Below are 18,323 nucleotides of genomic sequence, written 5' to 3' on the forward strand. Positions count from 1 at the left end.
CAGCTTCACACTCAATTGGGGCAAGATTAAAAACCACTGCAAGTTTCGTTTGCGACTCGAATACTGAATCGGTTGGGGAAAGACACTGGCCAACACCGACAGCTTTACCTGGCGATGGACTTGTAACAAACATAACAACAGTTGCAGCGTCAAATACTGCTGGGTATTGAGATGAGCTTGGAGGGTCGTTTGGTAGAATGTAGGTAATATCATTTGCTTAGGGGGGCTGCCAAAGCCCCCTATTTTTTCGTCCCTGACATTCTCTCAAAGCCTTGTCCAGATTGACATTGAACTCCCTTGTCACCCGCTAAGGAGTCGTTCAGAGCTTAGCCCTCTGTCCAGTTTGAGGGATCCACTTCAGTTGTACCTCAAAGGGGTGTCCAGTGGGGACTTTAGTGAGGCGCTGTCATCGCTGTTGGGCGAAGCACCGAAAGGACTCTCTCCGGCCACCATCGGTCGGTTGAAAGCAAAATGGAGTGAGGAACATCGGTCATGGCAGCAGCGGTCATTACAGCAACAGCGCTATGTCCATATTTGGGCCGACGGCATCTACTTCACCACCCGGGCCGATGAACGGCAGTGCCTGTTGGTCATCCTGGGGATGACAGACAAGGGCCATAAGGAACTGCTGGGCCTGGAGATGGGGTATCGAGAATCGGAGTTGAGTTGGAAAGCCTTACTGCTGCGGCTCAAAGACCAGGGGCTCGACCAGGCTCCCCGCCTCGCCATTGGCGATGGGGCGTTGGGCTTCTGGAAGGCCCTGCCCCAGGTGTTTCCCACCACGAAGGCACAGCGCTGCTGGGTGCATAAGACCGCCAATGTGCTCAACAAACTCCCCAAACGGCAGCAACCGGAGGCGAAACAAGCCCTCTGGGAGATTTATCGAGCCGACAACAAGACCGAGGCCAATCAGGCGTTCCATCGGTTCATTCAGACCTACCAGGCCAAGTATCCGGAGGCCACCCAGGGTCTGGCCAAAGACCGGGATGTCTTGGTCACCTTCTCAGACCTACCAGGCCAAGTATCCGGAGGCCACCCAGGGTCTGGCCAAAGACCGGGATGTCTTGGTCACCTTCTTCGATTTCCCCGCTGAGCATTGGGCCCATCTTCGCACCACCCATCCCATTGAATTCACCTTTGCCACCGTCCGCCTCAGAACCGACCAAACCCGGGGCTGTGTCTCCAAGGACACCCTCCTGGCCCTGGTCTTCAATCTGGTGGAGAGGGCTCAGAAAAGCTGGCTCAGAATTCGAGGCTTCAAACACCTCGCGGACGTGATTGAAGGCATTCCGTTCAAGGATGGATACCGGACTGATGACAACACCGATGTGACCCAGATGCAGGACGCCGCCTAGATCCTAGCCATACACCAGATTTGACAATATCTCTTGTTTGCCAGCCCCTAGGTTTCCTTCAAGCGCTCGATGAGCTCAAATTGCTCATTACGGTGCTCACTGCTTCCAGTGGCCAGGGTTTTCACCGCTTTACGTTTCCGAAAATGATGCTTCTTCAATAACTGGTCTACCACCGTCACACTCACCCGGATGCCCTCCTCCGGAAGCAAGGCCGCAATCTCGTGGCGCTTGAGATTCGTCCACTTGAGCGTTTCATCCATCGGAGACCCCGCTGTGTGGCGCTCCAGCACCCGCAACAAGGCCTCGTCTAGACCTGCTAGGGTGGCCAATGCGGATTGTCGGCCCCCGCCCGGTTGGCGAATCCCCTCCTGCTCCAGGGCGGCGGTGTCGTTCAGTTCGGCTAAGCCCAGGGCCAAGGTGGCGTGATGACATCCCAACCGTCGTCGGATATAGGCTTGTCCGCCATACCCTAATTTCACCGCTTCGATGGCCGCATAACGCCGACGATCCTTCTCGAACAACGACTGGTAGTACCGCTGCATTTGAGCTTCAACGGAGGCAGGGTAGGGGGTGGTCATCTCTCGGTTCTTTTCGCTGCCTCTCTAGGATAGAAACTCAGCCCTCAGGATTGCATCTTATTCAATCCACGTTCCTTAGCGGTACTTTTGGAGCAGCAGGCTGAGCTTTTCGAGGGTGGCTGGGGGAGCTTTGTCCAGGGGGGTGATGATGGCGTACTTCAGGGCGGAGTGGGCCTCAGATTCGGGCGGGGCGGCGGCGATGCGATTCACCACCTCGCGGATCACCCGCTGGGCATTGGCGGCATTTTTTTGCAGATTGCCAATCACCATCTCCACGGTGACGCTGTCGTGGTCTGGGTGCCAACAGTCGTAGTCGGTGACCAGGGCCAGGGTGGCGTAGGCGATTTCGGCTTCGCGGGCCAGTTTGGCTTCGGGCAGGTTGGTCATACCGATCACCGTCGCGCCCCAACTGCGGTACAGGTTCGATTCTGCCTTGGTGGAAAAGGCGGGGCCTTCCATGCAAACGTAGGTGCCGCCCCGGTGCAGGGTCACATCGGGTAACTCCAGGCTGTCCACGGCGTCGGTCACCAGCTTAGCCAGGTTGGGACAGACCGGATCGCCAAAGGCAATGTGGGCCACCAGTCCTTCGCCAAAAAAGGTGGAGATACGGTTGCGGGTACGGTCAATAAACTGATCGGGCACCACCATATCCAGGGGTTTGGCCGCTTCCTTGAGGGAACCCACCGCCGAGGCGGAGATCAGGTACTCTACCCCCAGGGATTTCATGGCGTAGATGTTGGCGCGGAAGGGCAGTTCCGAGGGCATCAGGGTGTGGCCGCGACCGTGGCGAGCCAAAAAGGCCACACGGGTACCGTCCAGGGTGCCAAGGATAATCGCATCGGAGGGATCCCCAAAGGGCGTTTCCACCCGAACCTCTTCAATGTCCGTCAGCGCCTCCATTTGATAGAGACCGCTACCGCCGATAATGCCGATCTGCGCCTGTGCTGCCATGTTCCCGCTGAGTCCTGCTGATACGCCGACCCCCATGATATAGCGGTAACCTAGGATATGGCGGTAACCTAGGCTTTGTTGTTTTCAATCGCCCAGCGGGCCAGTTCGGTACGGTTGTGTAGCCCGGTTTTGCCCAGCATATTGCTGACGTGGCTTTCAATGGTGCGCTGGCTGACTTGCAGTTCTTCGGCAATTTCGCGGTTGGCCATGCCACGGGCCACAAACTGCACCACGCGCAGCTCGGTGGGGGTCAGTTCCACATCAAAGGGCACCTGAATGGCGGGGCCACCGCCTGCCTTAGCCTGTTGTTTGATCAGCCGGGATGCCTGCTTCAGGGAGGACTCCACCTGAGCCACCAGTTCCTCCGGCTCGAAGGGCTTGACCATGTAAACATCGGCCCCAGTATTGAGCCCCTTCACCCGATCCTGGCTTTGACCCTTGGCGGAAAGGAATAGGATTGGGATCCATTCGGTTTCCGGGTTCTCACGCACATGCTTCACGAAGGTGTGACCATCCATTTCTGGCATCATCACATCGCAAATAATCATGTCCGGCAAACTTTCGTCGAGCAACTCCAACGCTTCACGACCGTTGCCAGCGGTTTTGACGTCGTAGCCACGAAACTCAAGGTAATCTTTGACGAGCAAAATGAGGTTGGGATCGTCGTCAATCAGCAACAGTTGCTTTTGGTCGCCTACGGTGGAATCCTTCATGCTTGGAAAATGAATACGATATCTCTTAATTAATCATTCCCTATTGGCTTTGTTAGCTTACACCAAACGGTTACAAAGCTTTGAGGCCAACCGCGCCAACATACCAAAATCGGCTACTTTAGCCGATACTGCTGATAATACTCTAAGTCACGGGGTTCGGCGTCATGCTGGGTTGAGGGATTCCTGGCCGGGACAGAGAAGTTTTAGATCTGTTTAATGTTTACCCAGAACCCCAAGGGGCTTCGCTAGGCTAAACATGACCTCTCCCCAAACCGGACAGTAGATATTGTGGCGCTCCCAGAGGATCTGTTTAGTCGAGCCAATGCCCGCTGCCACCACCGGGCCTACGAACAATGGCATCGGATACAAAGCAAGCAGCACATTCTGCGTTCTCAGGTGGGGTTCGCGACTTCCGTCCCCTCTCGCCCCGCCCCCTGCCGTCGCTGTGCCAACTACCATGGCATCGCCTACGGCACCGCCCGCGACCGTCGCCAAACCCTAGTTTGCGCCATCCACCCCTACGGCTGGGGGAATGATGGCCCCTGCCCCGACTGGCAGTCCGAACCCTCCACGCCCCCCACGTTCTAGCCTCTAGCGTTTAGGCTGCCCTAGCCTCAGTGCCATGCATCCATTGCCTACTCAGCATGGATAATACTTGGCCAAGACATCCTACGTCTTTGATCAAGGATAAATAGTCTCTGAGAGGGCCATTTTCCAGGTTGGCTGCTCATTGGCTACACATCACCACGTCAGTCCTAGTTAGCCATCCAGGATCGTCACTACGGCTGAGCTTGGATCCCCCCTGGCCCCCCTTGGGAAGGGGGGTGTTTGGTCAAAATCCTCCCTTTGTAATACTAAATCCGGCTTACCTACCCACGGTATCAGCGGGCGAGGAGACCTCGCCCCTACGGTTTGTCGGCCTGGGAATCGGGGTCTTCTGGCTCAGATTTGGTATGAGAGGGTGTTTGGTCAAAGTCCCCCTTTGTAAGGGGGATTTAGGGGGATCTCGCTAGAACTCTCCTACCGAGGTGAACCGTCGCTGATTCTGCAAACATTGCGGCCAGAATTTCGTCAGGAGAAAAGGTTAACCAAAGGCAACTTTTTGACTAAACCTGGCGACGTAGGCTAAACCGGGACGCTGGAACACTAAACAAATCCCGGAAACGGGCCTGACGCTCTGCCGCAGGTTCCGGTGCGTCGTACCAGAGACTTTCGTAGTAGAAAAAGGCGACCCCCAACCCCTGGGCCGTCGCCCGCAGCACCTTGGCTTGAATCATCGACATCGGCATGGGTCGATTGCGTAGCCCAGTCAGGATGCCAATACCCACCGGGATTTGAGTTTGGGCCATCTGAATTTCAGGCCGCAGAATGTGATCCGTAAAGCTGTTCATATCCCAGCGGTAGACCTGTACCAACAGTTCATCCACTAGACCACGGTTGATCCAGTCCACCCAATCCTGCAAAAACGAGTTATAGGCCGTGTCATAGGGATTCGGCGACACCGACACAATAGCGTTGGGGCGATACTGTTTCACCGTCTGGTTGAGATGGGCCACAAAGTCTGTAATCTTGTCGGCCCGCCAGCGCATCCAGGCGGGATCACGAGGGTTACTGGGGACTGGCTGCTCGGTTTCCTGCTGGTAGAGCGCCATAGTGTAGGGGTCGTAGCCAAAGTCGCTGGGCAGGGCGGTGTGATCATCAAACTGAATGCCGTCGATGTCGTAGCGGGAGGCAATTTCGGCAATTAGGCTGGCGATGAACTGCTGCACCTCCGGCTTAAATGGGTTGAGCCACACCACTTCCCCCGCCGCACTGCCGGAGGTCTGGCTACCGTCTTGGCGCTGGGTGAGCCAGTCTGGGTGAGCCATGGCCAACTCCGACGACGGTGGAGCCATAAAGCCAAACTCAAACCAGGGAATAGCCAGCAACCCCTGACGGTGAGCTTGGTGAATCACATCCGCCAGAATGTCCTGCCCCGCCAAGCCTCGGTGAATGTAGGGAATTCCGGCTCGCTGGGCAACCACGCTGGGGTAGAGGGCATAGCCCGAATTCCAGACCACGGGATAGACCGTATTAAAGTTGATCTGAGACAACTCGGCCATGGCGCTCTGCACCCGAGCGGAATCCCGCAGCATCGTCATATCGTTGGTGGTCAGCCACACCCCCCGGATTTTCTGGAAGCTCTGGGGCGTCGGGGCCGTTTCCCACGGATCCGCCCCCCAAGGCACTACAGGCGAAAAGGCGACCGCAGGCCCACCCAGCATCACCACGGCCAGCAGCGCGGCCCAAAACAGTAGAATCCGGCGTTTGAGTTTGTGTTTGAGTTGAGGTGTCATAGGGGGAGAGCGAATCGCTGTTGGCTATTCTATACAATGAGCGCTGGCTGGCATTGAGAATGGTTAACGGGCACCTCGATTCATACCAAAAAGCATTCTCTCTTCGCAGATTCAAATCTGAAGTGCAACACAGTGTTATGGAAGGGCTACTTCCGTCTCACTGTGTTATTTTTTGAGACTGCAATTCCCTGGAGTCTCGATTGATCGAGGTGCCCAACTATGTGGACTGCCATTGCTCAACACATTAGCGCCCAAACGGGGACGGCCTTTGTCATTACAGACCGCCGTTCGGTGGGCGGGGGCTGCATCAACCAGGCGTATCAAATTACCGATGGTCGCCAGCGTTTTTTTCTGAAGCTGAATCGTGCCGCCCAAGTGGCCATGTTTGAGGCGGAGGCGCTGGGCCTAACGGAGATGTACGAGAGTCAGACGATCCGCGTCCCGAAACCGATTTGCTGGGGCACCGCCGAGGCCTCGGCCTATGTGGTTCTGGAGTGGCTGGACTTGGGGCATTCTGGCGAAGGTTCTTGGCGGCGCATGGGGGAAACCCTAGCGGCGATGCATCGAGTTAGCCATGCGAAGGGGTTTGGCTGGCACCAGGGCAACACCATTGGGGCTACTCCGCAGCCGAATCCTTGGACGGCAAGTTGGCTGGACTTTTACCAAGAGCATCGTTTGGAGCACCAGTTTCGTCTGGCTCAGCGGCGGGGCGGGCGGTTTCCTCGACGGTTGGAACTCTTGCAAGCCTTACCCGATCTCTTGGCGGGGCATTCTCCCACCCCGGCCTTGGTGCATGGCGATCTGTGGTCGGGCAATGCAGCGGTGACAGCGGAGGGCGATCCGGTGATTTTCGACCCCGCCACCTACTACGGGGATCGGGAGGTGGATCTGGCCATGACCGAACTGTTTGGCCGTTTCCCCACCGCTTTCTATGAGGGCTACCAAGCGGCCTATCCCCTAGAGGCGGGCTATGCCCAACGCAGAATTTTGTACAACCTGTACCACATCCTCAACCACTTCAATCTCTTTGGCGGCGGCTACGAAGCCCAGGCCAACCGCATGATTGACCAACTGTTGGGATGAGGTGTTGGGATGAGGGGGCTGTTCCCTCTAGACCCACCTACAGCAGGTTTTGGCTATGGAGGAAAAAGTAGGCCAACCGGGCCAAACTCAGGCCAATAAAGGCTATCAAGATAATGGCGGTGGACACACTGACGATCTCACGTAGGGTCTTCATCAAACTTGGTCAAGGGCTAGGGTGAACTGCTATGGTCTGAGAGGATATTGTCTCGCCTTTTGGGCCGTTGCTGGCCCCTTGCCCATGAATCGTCGCAATTTTTTAGCTACCACCCTGGGGCTTGCCCTTACCAGTTTGACCACGGGCTGTCAGCGTCTATGGACGGGGGATGTGGGGCTGGCGATTTTGGCGGGATCGCTACCGGGACAGGTGGTGCAGTGGTTTCAACGACAACCATCCCAGACGGGCCAAGTCTCTGTGGTGGCGAAGGACTCCCTCCTCGACCTCTATCACCTGTTGCAAAGCTGGCAGAGTGAGCATCAGGCAAACGCCACGGCGGCGAACACGAGTGCTTCCCCCAGAACCGCCCAATGGGTGACCCAGGCGGATACCTGGCTGGCTCCCGCTATTCAGCAGGGGCTTATCCAGGCCATCCCTACCGAAACGCTAACGGGTTGGGTCGATCTGCCGGAACCTTGGCCTGCCCTGGTGCGGCGCAATGGACAGGGGATGTCCGACGAAGCGGGGGATGTGTGGGGCATTCCCTACCGATGGACGCCCCTGGCCATCCTCTACGACCGTCGCACCCTGGGGGCCAAGGCCGATCCGGTGCGGGGCTGGGCCGATCTGCTGCACCCGGAATGGAACCAGCGGCTAATGCTGCCCGACGATGAGCGGTTGGTGATTGGTCTGGCGCTCAAGGCGCTCAACGCCTCTGCCAATGCCCCCGACCTGAGCGCGATCCCTGAGTTGGACTCTTTTCTCGCCCAACTCCATCGCCAGGTGCGCTGGTATAGCTCCACCCACAGCCTCAAAGCGTTGATTGTGGGCGATGCTGCGGCTACCGTGGGTTGGCTAGATGCCCTGCGCCCCGTTGCCCTGCGCTATCGACACCTTGAACTGGTGATTCCGACGGAGGGCACCCTCGCCAGCGCCGATCTTTGGGTGCAGCCCAGGGTGGCCCCAACCCCCAACCCCATGGCGATGGACTGGCTCACCTTTTGCCTCAGCGAGACCTTCACCGAGCAAATGGCCATCTACGGCCAAGGGCTAACCCCCCGGCACTGGGGCGCAGGACTAGCCAATCTCCCCCCCGCCTTCCAGTCGGAGGCCGGACTGGTGAGCGACACCACCGGACTGGCTAATAGTGAATTTCTGTGGCCCCTGATCCCCACCGTGCAAGCCCAATACACCCAGCTTTGGCAACGGGTCAGAACGGGATAGGGACGGAGGGTTCACCATCCCTCAGGGCAGGGCGCTAGAGCCGGGTGCTGCAATTAAGTTTTCAATCCAAAGTTTTCCGCCAAAACAGGGGACAGGGGTTTATATTCGGGGAAAGCGAATTGAGGCGTTGTAGTAATTGAGGCGCAGTGGGTCGTCCTTGGCGACCCACTGCCCACCGCCTGATTCCGATCGTGACATCCCCTTTCCCCGCCATGACAGACAGCTTCACCCACGTCACTTGCCCTAAATGCGGCTACGAGCAAAACCCCAGCACCGCCAAAAAGTGCGAAATCTGTGGCCAAGCCCTGAAGAAGGGCAATTCCCTCGCGCCGATTCTGCTGGGGGCGGGGGCGCTGGCATTTTTGGGCGGGCTGGCGGGCCTTGGGGTGATCGGCTACAACACGTTCTTCAAGCCCCAGGCTCCTACCACGCCGCCAGGGGGGACAGTGGTGGTTCCTCCCGGTGGCGGCACCTCACAAACGACACCGACTAACCCGCCGTCCACGGCACCCCCCACGACAGCTCCGACCTCGCCCAGCCCAGCCGGGGATGTGGCCAGCGCCCTCAGTTGGGGGGATCGGGTGCTGTTTGCCGACAACACCAATGCCGACCTCCAGGCCGGGGTGGCTGCCTTTGCCAGCGGGGATTTGGCCACGGCGGTGACGCGCTTCCAATCCGCCCGCCAAGCCCTGCGCAACGACCCAGAACCCTTGATTTACCTAAATAATGCCAAACTAGGCAACACCCCCGCCCTAGGCATTGCCGCCGTGGTGCCCGCCAACGATACCCCGAACGCCGCCCGTGAACTGTTACGTGGGGTAGCCCAGGCCCAGGATGAAGCCATCCAAGCGGGGGTGCCGATTAAGGTGATGATTGCCGACGACCGCAACGACCCCAACCAAGCCGCCGCCATCGCCAATGCCCTGGTGCAAAACCCTGATATCGTCGCGGTGGTAGGCCACGGCACTAGCACCGCTACCCTGGCCGCTGCGCCCATCTATCAGCAGGGCCAACTGCCGATGATTGCCCCCACCAGCACCACCACAGACCTCACGACCCTCACTCGCCAGGGCAGCAACATGATCTTCCGGGTCATCCCTAGCGACCAATTTACGGGCACCACCCTGGCCCGCCATATGCTCTCCACGGGCAAGAGCCGCCCCATCGTGTTTTACAACTCCCAAAGTTCCTACAGCCAGTCTTTGCAGACGGCCTTTTCCACCACCCTCGGCCTAGAGGGGGGGCAGGTGGCCAGTCTGGTGGATCTGTCCCAGGGCAATCCCGCCGCGTCGCTCCAGGGCAGCGGGGCCGATGCGGTGGTGCTCATCCCCGATTCCGCCACCTTTGACGCCGCCATTGCCGTAGCCCAGGCCAACCAAGGCCAGATCCCCATCTTTGCCGGGGACGCCTTCTACCGCATCGAAACCCTAGAAAAGGGCGGCAACAGCTTGAATGGGGCGATCCTCACCGTGCCCTGGCATCCCCTGCGATCCACGCCCCCCTTTGCCCAAACGGCCTCTAGCCTGTGGGGTGGCGATGTCAACTGGCGCACTGCCCTCAGTTACGACGCCTTCCAAGCCCTGAAGACGGCTCGCAGCGTGGGCAACGTGGCACCGGGTAGCGGCACAACAGGGCGGACGGCCCTGGCATCGGCCCTGGGTGGTCAGGGCTTCTCGGCCATGGGGTCAACGGGCGCGGTAACCTTCCTGCCCTCTGGGGATCGCAATGCCACGGTGCTGCTGGTACAGGTACAACCGGGTAGTCGCTCCGGCACGGGGTTTGACTTTGTGCCCCTGCCCTAGCCCGAGCGTTACAACAGCCACTCTAGGGAAAGCCCCCAGCGGCTCTCTTGGCCAAAGCGGGAGTTCTGAAACTCCAAATCACTGCCTAGGCGTAGTTGATGGGTCACGGCATAGCCCAGATTAAAGCGCGTCACGCCCACTTCGCCATCGGTGCCGGGGGCTACCCAGTGCTGGCTAACCGAAAGATCCGCCGCCCCCCCACGGGAAGGAATCAGCATCAACCGCAGGCCCAGGTCAACGCCATCGGTGCTGTAGGCGGGGGCCGATACCGAGCGATAGCCGACGCTGGGGGCCACATTCACATAGCCACCCAAGGGGAGCAGGTAGTAGCGGGCTTCGGCTCCGTAGGCTTCTCGTTGGCCGTTGCTGCTGCGGCTGTAGTCGGCGCTGGCGGTCAGCCCCGTTCCTGGCCACACAAACACATCGTCAACCCCCATCTGAAAGCCGCCGATTGCGCCGTTGGAGGGAAAGTTGGCATAGCCCACCCGTAGCCGGGTACGAAAGCTGGGGGTATGGCGAATTTCCTCGGCAAGGTCAGGCACCTCATTCAGCCACTGCCGCAGCACCGGGCTTTCTTCAATAATGCTGGGATCGAGTTCGAGGGGGGCCAGTTCGGCTTCCGTGAGCGACTCGGTGGAGTCAGGGGATGGATTAGGGGTCAAATGGGGAGGAGAGGTCTCCGAGGGTGGATCAGGAGTGGGGGATAGCGCTGGGGTCTGGGCTAGCAGGGTGACGTCAGACGGACAGACCACTTTAAGGGACACTACGGCCACGGCATCCTCCGCGACACGGGGGGAACAGCCTGCAACGGGTTGTCCTGCGGCCATCGCCGCCCCGCCATTCCCCAGACTGCCGATGACGCCTAGGGCTAGGCCAAGCAATTTCCCATGGATTGAGGACTGGGCCATCACCTCACATACTCCCAAATCATCGAACGGGGACATTAACCTGATCTAAGCCAATCAGCAAAGTCCTTGGTTGCGCTCGGCCCCACCACAACCTATGAAAGACCGATGCTGCATAGGCTACGCTGCGCTAGTTCATCCTACCTTTACTTCCGGGAAAGGGCTAGGGTAGGGCTTTTGAGGATTAGCCTAGCAAGGTGATCAAGTTTTGCCCGCCAATCCTTAGCGGGTGACAAGGGAGTTCAATGTGAATCTGGACAAGGCTTTGAGAGAATGGCAGGGACAAAAAATAGGTAGCTTTGACAGCCCCCTAAGTAAATGATATTACCTACATTCTACCAAACTACCCTTCAGGCTCATCTCAAAACCCAGCAGTATTTGACGCTGCAACTGTTGTTAGGTTTGCTACAAGTTCATCGCCAGGTAAAACGGTAGCTTGGCCTCGCCCTACCCAAGGGGCCAAAAGCCTTGAAACTCAACGGAGAGGGAGGGATTCGAACCCTCGTTAGGTTTGACCCTAAAACAGATTTCGAGTCTGCCGCATTCAACCACTCTGCCACCTCTCCTGGTGGTGAGTGATATTTTACCCTCTGATTAGGTCTTTCCGGCGGAAATTCTGTGGGGAAATTCCGATCAGAGGGCGTTGTACTCCCTGGGCTTCTTGATTTTGGTGGCCTGAATTCTCTAGAACCAGCGCTAGAGAGCCAGCAGTTGGTCTAGGGCATCTAGAGCCTCGCAGGGGGGAGAGGAGGCCGAGGTGGTGGGCAGATCGCCGTAGGCGGGAACGGCTTGGCCGTAGTGGGTTTGGCCGTAGGTTGCGCCCCCCTCAGCTAGAGAGCGTGATGACCAGGGGGACGGGCTGGGACGGCCATGGAGGTAGTCGTCGCAGTATTTGCGAAAGACAGCTTCCACGGCGGCACGGGCATTTTTGAGACCCCATTCGGCGGCGATGCGTTCGGCTTTTTCCAGCACATCGGGGCTGAGTCGGACTTTGTTGTCTGCCCTGCTGGGGACGGTTTCACGGGTGACGTTGGCCATGGCTAGACCTCCCCGGCGGTGAGTAACAGGCCGCGCACGTTGGCAAATTGGGGGTCGCCCATAACGGCAAAGAGGGGGTGCCCCTGAAGCCGATCCGCGATCAGGTGGGAGCCGCCGCCCGTGACCAAAAAGCGAGTGACGCGGGGCATGTAGGGGGTGTATTGGGCCTTCACGGTTTGGAAGATGCCCTTAAACCAGGGGTCGAGGTATTCGTCGAGCCAGTCGGCCCAGGAGAGGTCGGTGTCGGCGTAGGTGTGATCGACCCGGAAGCCATCCATGACAATGCAGGGGTCGGCGCTGCTGCCCAGGGTATCGGTGAGGCGGCGATCAAAGCTGATGGCGACGGCCAGTTCGTAGGTGCCGCCCCGGTCTAGGATGTTTTCGTCGATGACCTCACTATCGGCATCCACCAAGCGGGTAAGCCAGGTGCCACCGCCAATGTCGATGACGATGGTATAGCCGTTGTCGGGAATGACGCCCTGGGCCTTGGCGTAGTAGTAGGCTCCCATGCCCTCGCGCTCTACGGTGACGCTTTCGACGATGACCCGGAAATCTAAGCCATTGCGGGTAAATTCGTGCAACCCCAGGAGTTCGCCCTGGATGGCTTCTCCATTGCGCAGGGGGTCGGGGGTAGACACGATCAGATGGAGTCCGTACTCCGTGACGCCACCCGCCAGAGGCTCTAGGCAGGCATAGAGATGTAGGCGGGTGAGATCCACTTTGTTTTCAATCACCGTTTGCTGCTGGCGACGGTACTTATAGGACTGGGCACCAAAGTGGTAGCGGCGACCGTCGGGCAATTCAATCAACGGTGAGGCGTTGGAATAGCTGACGGCATCGCGCCCCTGGGGGAGCTGGTAGCGCACGGATCGAATGGCTTTGGGATGGCTGTGGCCATTGCAGAACTTGAGATCGTAGTTCCCGGCATCCAAGGCGAGGATGGGCGTGGTGGCCGAGGGCTGGACGGTGCGGGTTTTGGTCGCGGCCTTTTGGGCAGTGGTGGAGCGACCGTTGGTGGCGGCAGGGGCAAGGGTGGTCGAAACGGAGGTAGTCATAGGGCTTGGATAGTGGGACGACAGGGGAGGGGACGGCTGTCCCCACGAGTACACCTGAATTAATTTAGTTGATTTGTACTATTCTGGCAAGCCCCCAGACGACCATCTAGGGAAAATTCATCACCATGATGTTGGTGTCCCAGTTGGCGCGGGTGATGGCCTCTGGTTCGCGACCGAGGGCGGGTTGTCCCACGTTGTAGGTGCTGGCGATGACCATCAGCAGGGTATTGGGCTGAAGGGCTTCGGAAATGCGCCGCACGGCATTGCCCTGGACGGGGTTGACGGTTACCGCTTGGGTTCGCAAAAACTGGGTGAGGGCACGATCTCGGTTCGATCCAATGGTGAGTTGCAGTACCCGCAGGGGAGCCTTCAGTTCCTCGGCCATGGCCTGGGCCACCACTAGGGTGCTTTGGACTTGGGCCAGATCGGCCTGTTGCCCTGTGATGGCAAAGAGTATGGCTTCAGTGTTACCAATTGGCTGGGGAAAACGGCTAATCAGAACGGGGATGGTGGCCGAACGCACGATATTATCGAGTACGCTGCCAAAGAAGTTTTCCCGATAGTTGGAATAGCCCTTCCAGCCGCAAATGAGTAGGTCGGCGTCGTGTTCTTGGCTGGTGCGCAAAATGCCCCAATCCACCGAATCATCGATGCGACCAATGGGCTGCACGGGAATGGCGGCGGCATGGGCAATTGTTTCAGCGGTTTCTAACAAACGTCGCTGATGATTTCTGGCCGTTTCCGCGATGGGTTGGTTGCGATCTGGCAGGACATGGAGCGGCAGCAAGGTTCCCCCTACGCGCTTAGTTAAAATAATCGCCAATTGCAGCAAATTGTCTTCAGTGCTGGGGTTCGCTACGGGCACTAAAATTCGTTTCCCCAGGATAGGATTCTCCTCCGTTGCTCCATCCTCCGAGGGTCTCGCCCTGGGTTGAGCAGAGAGCCTGGTGGTCTCCATAGGCATCTTTGACCCCCACTGAGTCACAACCCAGGGTGACAGCACACAACTGACTAAAATCATCAAAACTATGGCATTGACTACCACCTCATCCACCAGGTTAATATTGAAGGCGATGGTAATAGCTGCTAGCGTAGAGGCGGCTTGGGCAATGGAGAGGCCAAACATCGTCATGGTACTGGGGAATTGCCAACCAAACCAGCGGGCTGATCCCCAAGCGGCCAGAAACTTACTCACCAATTCTGTGCCGATCAAAATTCCGGCAAACAGTAAGGCTTTGGGCTCCCGAATCAAGATCGATGGATCTACCAACATACCCACCGAAATCAGGAAGATAGGCACAAATAGAGTATTGCCAATGAACTGCACCCGGTTCATTAAGGGGCTGAGACGAGGAATAATTTGGGTGATCGCAACCCCAGCCAAAAAAGCTCCTACAATGGGCTCAATCTCAATCAAACTTGCTAGGTAAGAAGCCACAAACAGAGCCGCTAAAACAAAGGTGAATTCTGCCCCTTCGTCGTGGCCAAATTTTTTGAAAAACCAGCGTCCTAGCTTCGGCACTCCCCACAGCACCGCCACGGTGTAAATCGTTAAGGCTGGAATGAGAAATAACCAAAACCCTAGGGTTAAGTCCCCCTGATCGGCTTTGATCACCACCGCCAATACTAGCAAGGCCAACACATTGGTAATTAGCGTTGCGCCTAGGGTAGCAATGGTGACTGGGTGGCGCATAATACCCAGCTTATTCAACACAGGCAGGGCCACTAGAGTATGGGAGGCAAAACAAGACGCCACCAACACCGCAGCCCAAAAGCTATAGCCTAGGAGGAGGGTTACCCCAGTTCCCAACACCATCGGTACTAGAAACGTCGCCAAGCCAAAAATAATGGGCTTATCAGCATTGCTTTTTAGATCATCCAAGCTGGTTTCTAGGCCGCCTAGAAACATCAAAAACAACAGACCCACCGTGCCCAGCAGAACAATCGTATCGTCCCGTTCTAAAATGCCAAGTCCGTAGGGGCCAATGACCACCCCGGCTACAATGAGGCCAATAATGCCGGGTAGTTTCAGGCGTTCTACCAACAGCGGCGCAATTAACATCACCGCCAAAATGGTCAGAAATATCGCTACCGGGTCGGTCAGCGGTTCCTCAAAAAAACGAGCGGCCAACAGCGGAGTGCCCACCCCTGGTTCCACTCCCAAACCGACCCCGATGGCGTTCCACCCGCTGATCACACCCATCACCATCGCCCCCATCACCCTAATTTACGCTCAGCATTCTCTGTAATTGACTTGGCCTATGCTCCTATAGCGGTTCTCGCTTCAGTGAGGTACGAGCTTGTTTAGCTTCAGCTCCCCCAGTTTATCGCTGTAGAAGATTCACCTTTTATCCCCCTTAATAAGGGGGGCTAGGGGGATCTCAGCGGTGTACTTCATTCGGGTAAAACCCGCTATAAGTCGTCGGAATCCCACTTGAGGATGGCGGCATCAATGCCCTGTTCTCGCTTGCGTTTGGCGTCTTCCTCAAACCACTGAATGATATGGGTGGCGGAGAGGGAGGCTAGGGGAATCCCTAAATCGGCGGAGATGATGCCGAGCAGTTTGGCGGTGGAAATAGTGAGTCGGGCCAGGAATTTTTCCGGGGAGGACAGCAGGGCGGCATCAACCTTAGCGGATTCGGCCTCGGTCAGAAACTGAGTAGACTGATCAAGCATAGGTAAGGACGGGTAACGACAGATTAAAGGGGGCGGGAATGAGGGGGGGCAGGGGCATAAAAGGCCAGATGGGTGGTGCCATAGTGCTTTTGCCGGACAAGGGTCAGCCCCGGAAGGTCGGTGGGTTGCCAGCCCTCTGCCCCGTGCTCCACGGCCATTTCTCCGGTGGGGGCCAGCAGCCCGTAGCGGACAATGCGTTCTAGGACAGGGCCATAGAGGTCGCTGGTGTAGGGGGGATCGAAGTAGATCAGGTCGAAGGGTTGGTGCTTCAGCCGCGAGAGTTGCTTCACCACATCTCCCTTGAACAGGCGAAACACCTGGTCGGGCTGGGCCACCCGCTGCCAGTTTTCCCGTGCCACCGCGTAGGCTTTGTCCGATTGTTCAATGCCAACCACTTCCGCCGCTCCCCGACAGAGGGCTTCGGCCCCCATGGCCCCACTCCCGGCACAGAGATCGAGCCAACGACAGCCCCCAATACGCCCCTGCCAAATATTAAACAGGGCCTCGCGGACACGGGCGGCGGTGGGGCGAGTGGCGTCACCGGGGAGGGTTTTTAGGGCACGATTACCGTAGATTCGCAGCATAGGTCAATCCTAGCAGTCTGGTAGCAACAGGGGGCGGGGGCACAACTATCGAGAAGCCAAGACCTGGCGGGGTAGGGTAACGACAAAGGTGGTCCCCTGAGCCACCTGGCTATCGACGGTGATGGTGCCACCCATGATGGTGATGAGGGACTGGACGATGGCCAGCCCTAGGCCCGTACCCGGTCGGCGGCGACGGAGGCTTTGGTCGCCCTGGCGAAAGGCTTCAAAGATGTGGGGGCGTTGGTTGGGGGCAATGCCAATGCCCGTATCGGCCACGGTGAGGAGGAAGGTATCGGGGTTGTCGGGGGCGGCGGCGGTGGACACTCGCACATAGCCCTGATCGCTGAATTTAATGGCATTGGACACCAGGTTGGTGAGGATTTGGCGCAGTCGCCGTTCGTCGTTGACCACCATGGGATCGGTGAGGGCTAGGTCGGTTTCCAGGGTGAGCGCCTTGCCCTGGGCGAGGGATTGCAAATCCGACAGCACCGCCTGGACAAGACCATGGAGATGGACGGGGGCAGGGTTTAGGGTCAGCCGTTGGGCCTCTAGCTTGGAGAGATCGAGGATGTCGTTGACCAGGTTGAGCAGGGTTTTGCCATTGGTGAGGATGCGTTTCACCATTTCGGCCTGGTGGGGGGTCAGCGGCCCCTTAGATTGGCTTTCCAGAATTTGGGAAAACCCCAGAATGGCGTTGAGGGGGGTGCGCAATTCGTGGCTCATGGTGGCCAAAAATTCCGACTTCACCCGATAGGCTTCCAATAGCTTCAGGTTTTGGTCTTCGATGTAGTGGCGTTGGCGTTCGAGTTCTTCGTTTTGCTGGGTTAGCAGGCGGTTACTCTCCTGGAGTTTGGCCTGGGCTTCGGCCTCCCGTTGTTCGGCGGCATAGACCCGCAGGGCATTGCGCAACAGCAGGGCCAATCGGTCGGCAGACACCCTCGTTTTCACCAGGTAATCGCTGGCTCCGGCCTTCATCAGGTCTACGGCAATTTGCTCGTCCCCTTGGCCCGTCAAAATAATCAGCGGAATACTGACGCCCTCCCGCCGCAGTTGTTGAATTAGCGTCAACCCATCGCGATCCGGCAATTGGTAATCCAAAAAAACGCAGTCGTAGGGATCCTGCCGCAGCCGATCTAGCGCCTGATCGGCATGGGTCACTTCCGTTACCGCCACCGCCAGGGCCGACCGCCGCAGGGCACGGCAGATCGCCATTCGATCCACCTCGTCATCGTCCACCAGCAGCAGCCTAAGTTGTTGGGTCACAGGAGGTTCGATCATCTAGGGAATCTCGCAGATCGCCCAATAGTGGTTGAGGGAGGCCATCACCTCCGCAAAGGTGGCAAAGGCAACGGGTTTGAGGATATACCCAGCCACGTTCAATCGATAGGCTTCCAGGCGATCCTGATCGGCATCGGAGGTGGTAAGGACAACCACGGGAGTTGAGCAAAGTGATTCATCCTGCCGTAGCTCGTGCAGAAATTCTAGGCCGTTCATTTTGGGCATGTTGATATCCAGCAACACCACCCGCCGATGTTTAGGGATAGCGGCCTCAGGGCTGGCCACACCGCGCAGCATGGCCAAAGCATCCAGGCCATTGTGGGCCACATACAGCGGATTACGGATCTGGTGGCGACGAAAGGCCCGCTGCACGTTCATCACATCGACCTCATCATCCTCCACAAGCAAAACATGGACGGTTCGTTCTGGCATGGTTTTGTGCTCCGATAACCAACAATCGAGGCGAGGGCGATGTTTTCCGGTTGGGCTTCCCGCCAACGAATCTTCTAACGAATCTTCTGTCGATGGCGCTTTTCCCGATTCACCAACGACGGATGGCCCCAATCAAATGGCCCCAATTCCTAGCCCCGA

16 protein-coding genes, 1 tRNA gene and 2 pseudogenes are annotated in these 18,323 nt (G+C 57.9%); 5 read left to right on the forward strand and 14 right to left on the reverse strand.

All coding sequences use genetic code 11. The features are described from left to right. Positions 1-210: pseudogene (locus tag H6G62_RS09915) on the reverse strand (IS4 family transposase); the annotation flags it as partial. Positions 211-334: 124 nt separating this feature from the next. Here H6G62_RS09915 and H6G62_RS09920 point away from each other — a divergent pair. Next, a pseudogene (locus H6G62_RS09920) lies at positions 335-1,355 on the forward strand (IS256 family transposase); the annotation flags it as partial. A 47-nt stretch (positions 1,356-1,402) separates the two neighbouring features. On the opposite strand, the gene H6G62_RS09925 reads toward H6G62_RS09920, so the two are convergent. From H6G62_RS09925 to H6G62_RS09935, 3 genes are all read right to left on the reverse strand, one after another. After that, on the reverse strand, positions 1,403-1,933 hold the full coding sequence (locus H6G62_RS09925; protein WP_190494602.1) for a hypothetical protein: 531 nt from the start codon (positions 1,931-1,933) through the stop codon (positions 1,403-1,405). Positions 1,934-2,008: 75 nt separating this feature from the next. Next, positions 2,009-2,884 (reverse strand): S-methyl-5'-thioadenosine phosphorylase, encoded by an 876-nt coding sequence (locus H6G62_RS09930; RefSeq protein WP_190494604.1) that lies wholly within the window; start codon positions 2,882-2,884, stop codon positions 2,009-2,011. A 68-nt stretch (positions 2,885-2,952) separates the two neighbouring features. Further along, positions 2,953-3,597, reverse strand: coding sequence for a response regulator transcription factor (locus H6G62_RS09935; RefSeq protein ID WP_190494606.1), 645 nt, complete (start codon positions 3,595-3,597; stop codon positions 2,953-2,955). A 288-nt stretch (positions 3,598-3,885) separates the two neighbouring features. On the opposite strand from H6G62_RS09935, the gene H6G62_RS09940 reads away from it, so the two are divergent. Next, on the forward strand, positions 3,886-4,185 hold the full coding sequence (locus H6G62_RS09940; protein ID WP_347239327.1) for a hypothetical protein: 300 nt from the start codon (positions 3,886-3,888) through the stop codon (positions 4,183-4,185). Positions 4,186-4,703: 518 nt separating this feature from the next. Here the strand turns inward: H6G62_RS09940 and H6G62_RS09945 are convergent. After that, positions 4,704-5,933 carry a glycoside hydrolase family 10 protein gene (locus H6G62_RS09945; protein ID WP_199324881.1) on the reverse strand — a complete coding sequence of 410 codons (1,230 nt, stop codon included), beginning with the start codon at positions 5,931-5,933 and terminating at the stop codon, positions 4,704-4,706. Between the two features lie 219 nt (positions 5,934-6,152). Between H6G62_RS09945 and H6G62_RS09950 the strand changes: the two genes are divergently transcribed. From H6G62_RS09950 to H6G62_RS09960, 3 genes are all read left to right on the forward strand, one after another. Further along, complete coding sequence (locus H6G62_RS09950; protein WP_190494608.1) at positions 6,153-7,016, forward strand: fructosamine kinase family protein; 864 nt, start codon at positions 6,153-6,155, stop codon at positions 7,014-7,016. A 238-nt stretch (positions 7,017-7,254) separates the two neighbouring features. Next, positions 7,255-8,394 (forward strand): extracellular solute-binding protein, encoded by a 1,140-nt coding sequence (locus H6G62_RS09955; RefSeq protein WP_190494610.1) that lies wholly within the window; start codon positions 7,255-7,257, stop codon positions 8,392-8,394. 191 nt (positions 8,395-8,585) lie between these two features. Further along, on the forward strand, positions 8,586-10,196 hold the full coding sequence (locus H6G62_RS09960) for an ABC transporter substrate-binding protein (protein WP_199324882.1): 1,611 nt from the start codon (positions 8,586-8,588) through the stop codon (positions 10,194-10,196). Positions 10,197-10,204: 8 nt separating this feature from the next. Here the strand turns inward: H6G62_RS09960 and H6G62_RS09965 are convergent, their stop codons facing one another. The 9 genes from H6G62_RS09965 to H6G62_RS10005 all read right to left on the reverse strand — a co-directional run bounded on the left by H6G62_RS09965 (position 10,205) and on the right by H6G62_RS10005 (position 18,164). Further along, positions 10,205-11,104 carry a hypothetical protein gene (locus tag H6G62_RS09965; protein ID WP_190494612.1) on the reverse strand — a complete coding sequence of 300 codons (900 nt, stop codon included), beginning with the start codon at positions 11,102-11,104 and terminating at the stop codon, positions 10,205-10,207. Between the two features lie 476 nt (positions 11,105-11,580). Next, a tRNA-Ser gene (locus tag H6G62_RS09970) sits at positions 11,581-11,667 on the reverse strand. 130 nt (positions 11,668-11,797) lie between these two features. Continuing rightward, positions 11,798-12,139 (reverse strand): hypothetical protein, encoded by a 342-nt coding sequence (locus H6G62_RS09975; protein ID WP_190494614.1) that lies wholly within the window; start codon positions 12,137-12,139, stop codon positions 11,798-11,800. A gap of 2 nt (positions 12,140-12,141) precedes the next feature. After that, positions 12,142-13,194, reverse strand: a complete 1,053-nt coding sequence (locus H6G62_RS09980) for a ParM/StbA family protein (RefSeq protein WP_190494616.1) — start codon at positions 13,192-13,194, stop codon at positions 12,142-12,144. A gap of 106 nt (positions 13,195-13,300) precedes the next feature. Further along, a complete protein-coding gene (locus tag H6G62_RS09985; protein WP_190494618.1) occupies positions 13,301-15,397 on the reverse strand; it encodes a cation:proton antiporter in 2,097 nt (698 codons plus the stop codon). A gap of 209 nt (positions 15,398-15,606) precedes the next feature. Next, positions 15,607-15,870, reverse strand: coding sequence for a hypothetical protein (locus H6G62_RS09990; protein ID WP_190494620.1), 264 nt, complete (start codon positions 15,868-15,870; stop codon positions 15,607-15,609). A 23-nt stretch (positions 15,871-15,893) separates the two neighbouring features. Then, a complete protein-coding gene (gene rsmD / locus H6G62_RS09995; protein ID WP_190494621.1) occupies positions 15,894-16,454 on the reverse strand; it encodes a 16S rRNA (guanine(966)-N(2))-methyltransferase RsmD in 561 nt (186 codons plus the stop codon). Between the two features lie 45 nt (positions 16,455-16,499). Next, entirely contained in the window at positions 16,500-17,732 is a 1,233-nt protein-coding gene (locus tag H6G62_RS10000) for a hybrid sensor histidine kinase/response regulator (RefSeq protein WP_199324883.1), read from the reverse strand. Further along, positions 17,733-18,164: a response regulator gene (locus H6G62_RS10005; protein WP_190494623.1), complete on the reverse strand. Its 432-nt coding sequence runs from the start codon at positions 18,162-18,164 to the stop codon at positions 17,733-17,735. Positions 18,165-18,323 lie beyond the last annotated feature (159 nt).

Source organism: Phormidium sp. FACHB-1136, assembly GCF_014697375.1.
GTDB lineage: Bacteria > Cyanobacteriota > Cyanobacteriia > Phormidesmidales > Phormidesmidaceae > Nodosilinea.

Coding starts and splice junctions, on each gene's coding strand:
- H6G62_RS09945 (WP_199324881.1), bottom strand. CDS start 5,933: ATGACACCTCAACTCAAACACAAACTCAAACGCCGGATTCTACTGTTT.
- H6G62_RS10005 (WP_190494623.1), bottom strand. CDS start 18,164: ATGCCAGAACGAACCGTCCATGTTTTGCTTGTGGAGGATGATGAGGTC.
- H6G62_RS09980 (WP_190494616.1), bottom strand. CDS start 13,194: ATGACTACCTCCGTTTCGACCACCCTTGCCCCTGCCGCCACCAACGGT.
- H6G62_RS09950 (WP_190494608.1), top strand. CDS start 6,153: ATGTGGACTGCCATTGCTCAACACATTAGCGCCCAAACGGGGACGGCC.
- H6G62_RS09955 (WP_190494610.1), top strand. CDS start 7,255: ATGAATCGTCGCAATTTTTTAGCTACCACCCTGGGGCTTGCCCTTACC.
- H6G62_RS09985 (WP_190494618.1), bottom strand. CDS start 15,397: ATGGGTGTGATCAGCGGGTGGAACGCCATCGGGGTCGGTTTGGGAGTG.
- H6G62_RS09925 (WP_190494602.1), bottom strand. CDS start 1,933: ATGACCACCCCCTACCCTGCCTCCGTTGAAGCTCAAATGCAGCGGTAC.
- H6G62_RS09965 (WP_190494612.1), bottom strand. CDS start 11,104: ATGGCCCAGTCCTCAATCCATGGGAAATTGCTTGGCCTAGCCCTAGGC.
- H6G62_RS09990 (WP_190494620.1), bottom strand. CDS start 15,870: ATGCTTGATCAGTCTACTCAGTTTCTGACCGAGGCCGAATCCGCTAAG.
- H6G62_RS09975 (WP_190494614.1), bottom strand. CDS start 12,139: ATGGCCAACGTCACCCGTGAAACCGTCCCCAGCAGGGCAGACAACAAA.
- rsmD (WP_190494621.1), bottom strand. CDS start 16,454: ATGCTGCGAATCTACGGTAATCGTGCCCTAAAAACCCTCCCCGGTGAC.
- H6G62_RS10000 (WP_199324883.1), bottom strand. CDS start 17,732: ATGATCGAACCTCCTGTGACCCAACAACTTAGGCTGCTGCTGGTGGAC.
- H6G62_RS09930 (WP_190494604.1), bottom strand. CDS start 2,884: ATGGCAGCACAGGCGCAGATCGGCATTATCGGCGGTAGCGGTCTCTAT.
- H6G62_RS09935 (WP_190494606.1), bottom strand. CDS start 3,597: ATGAAGGATTCCACCGTAGGCGACCAAAAGCAACTGTTGCTGATTGAC.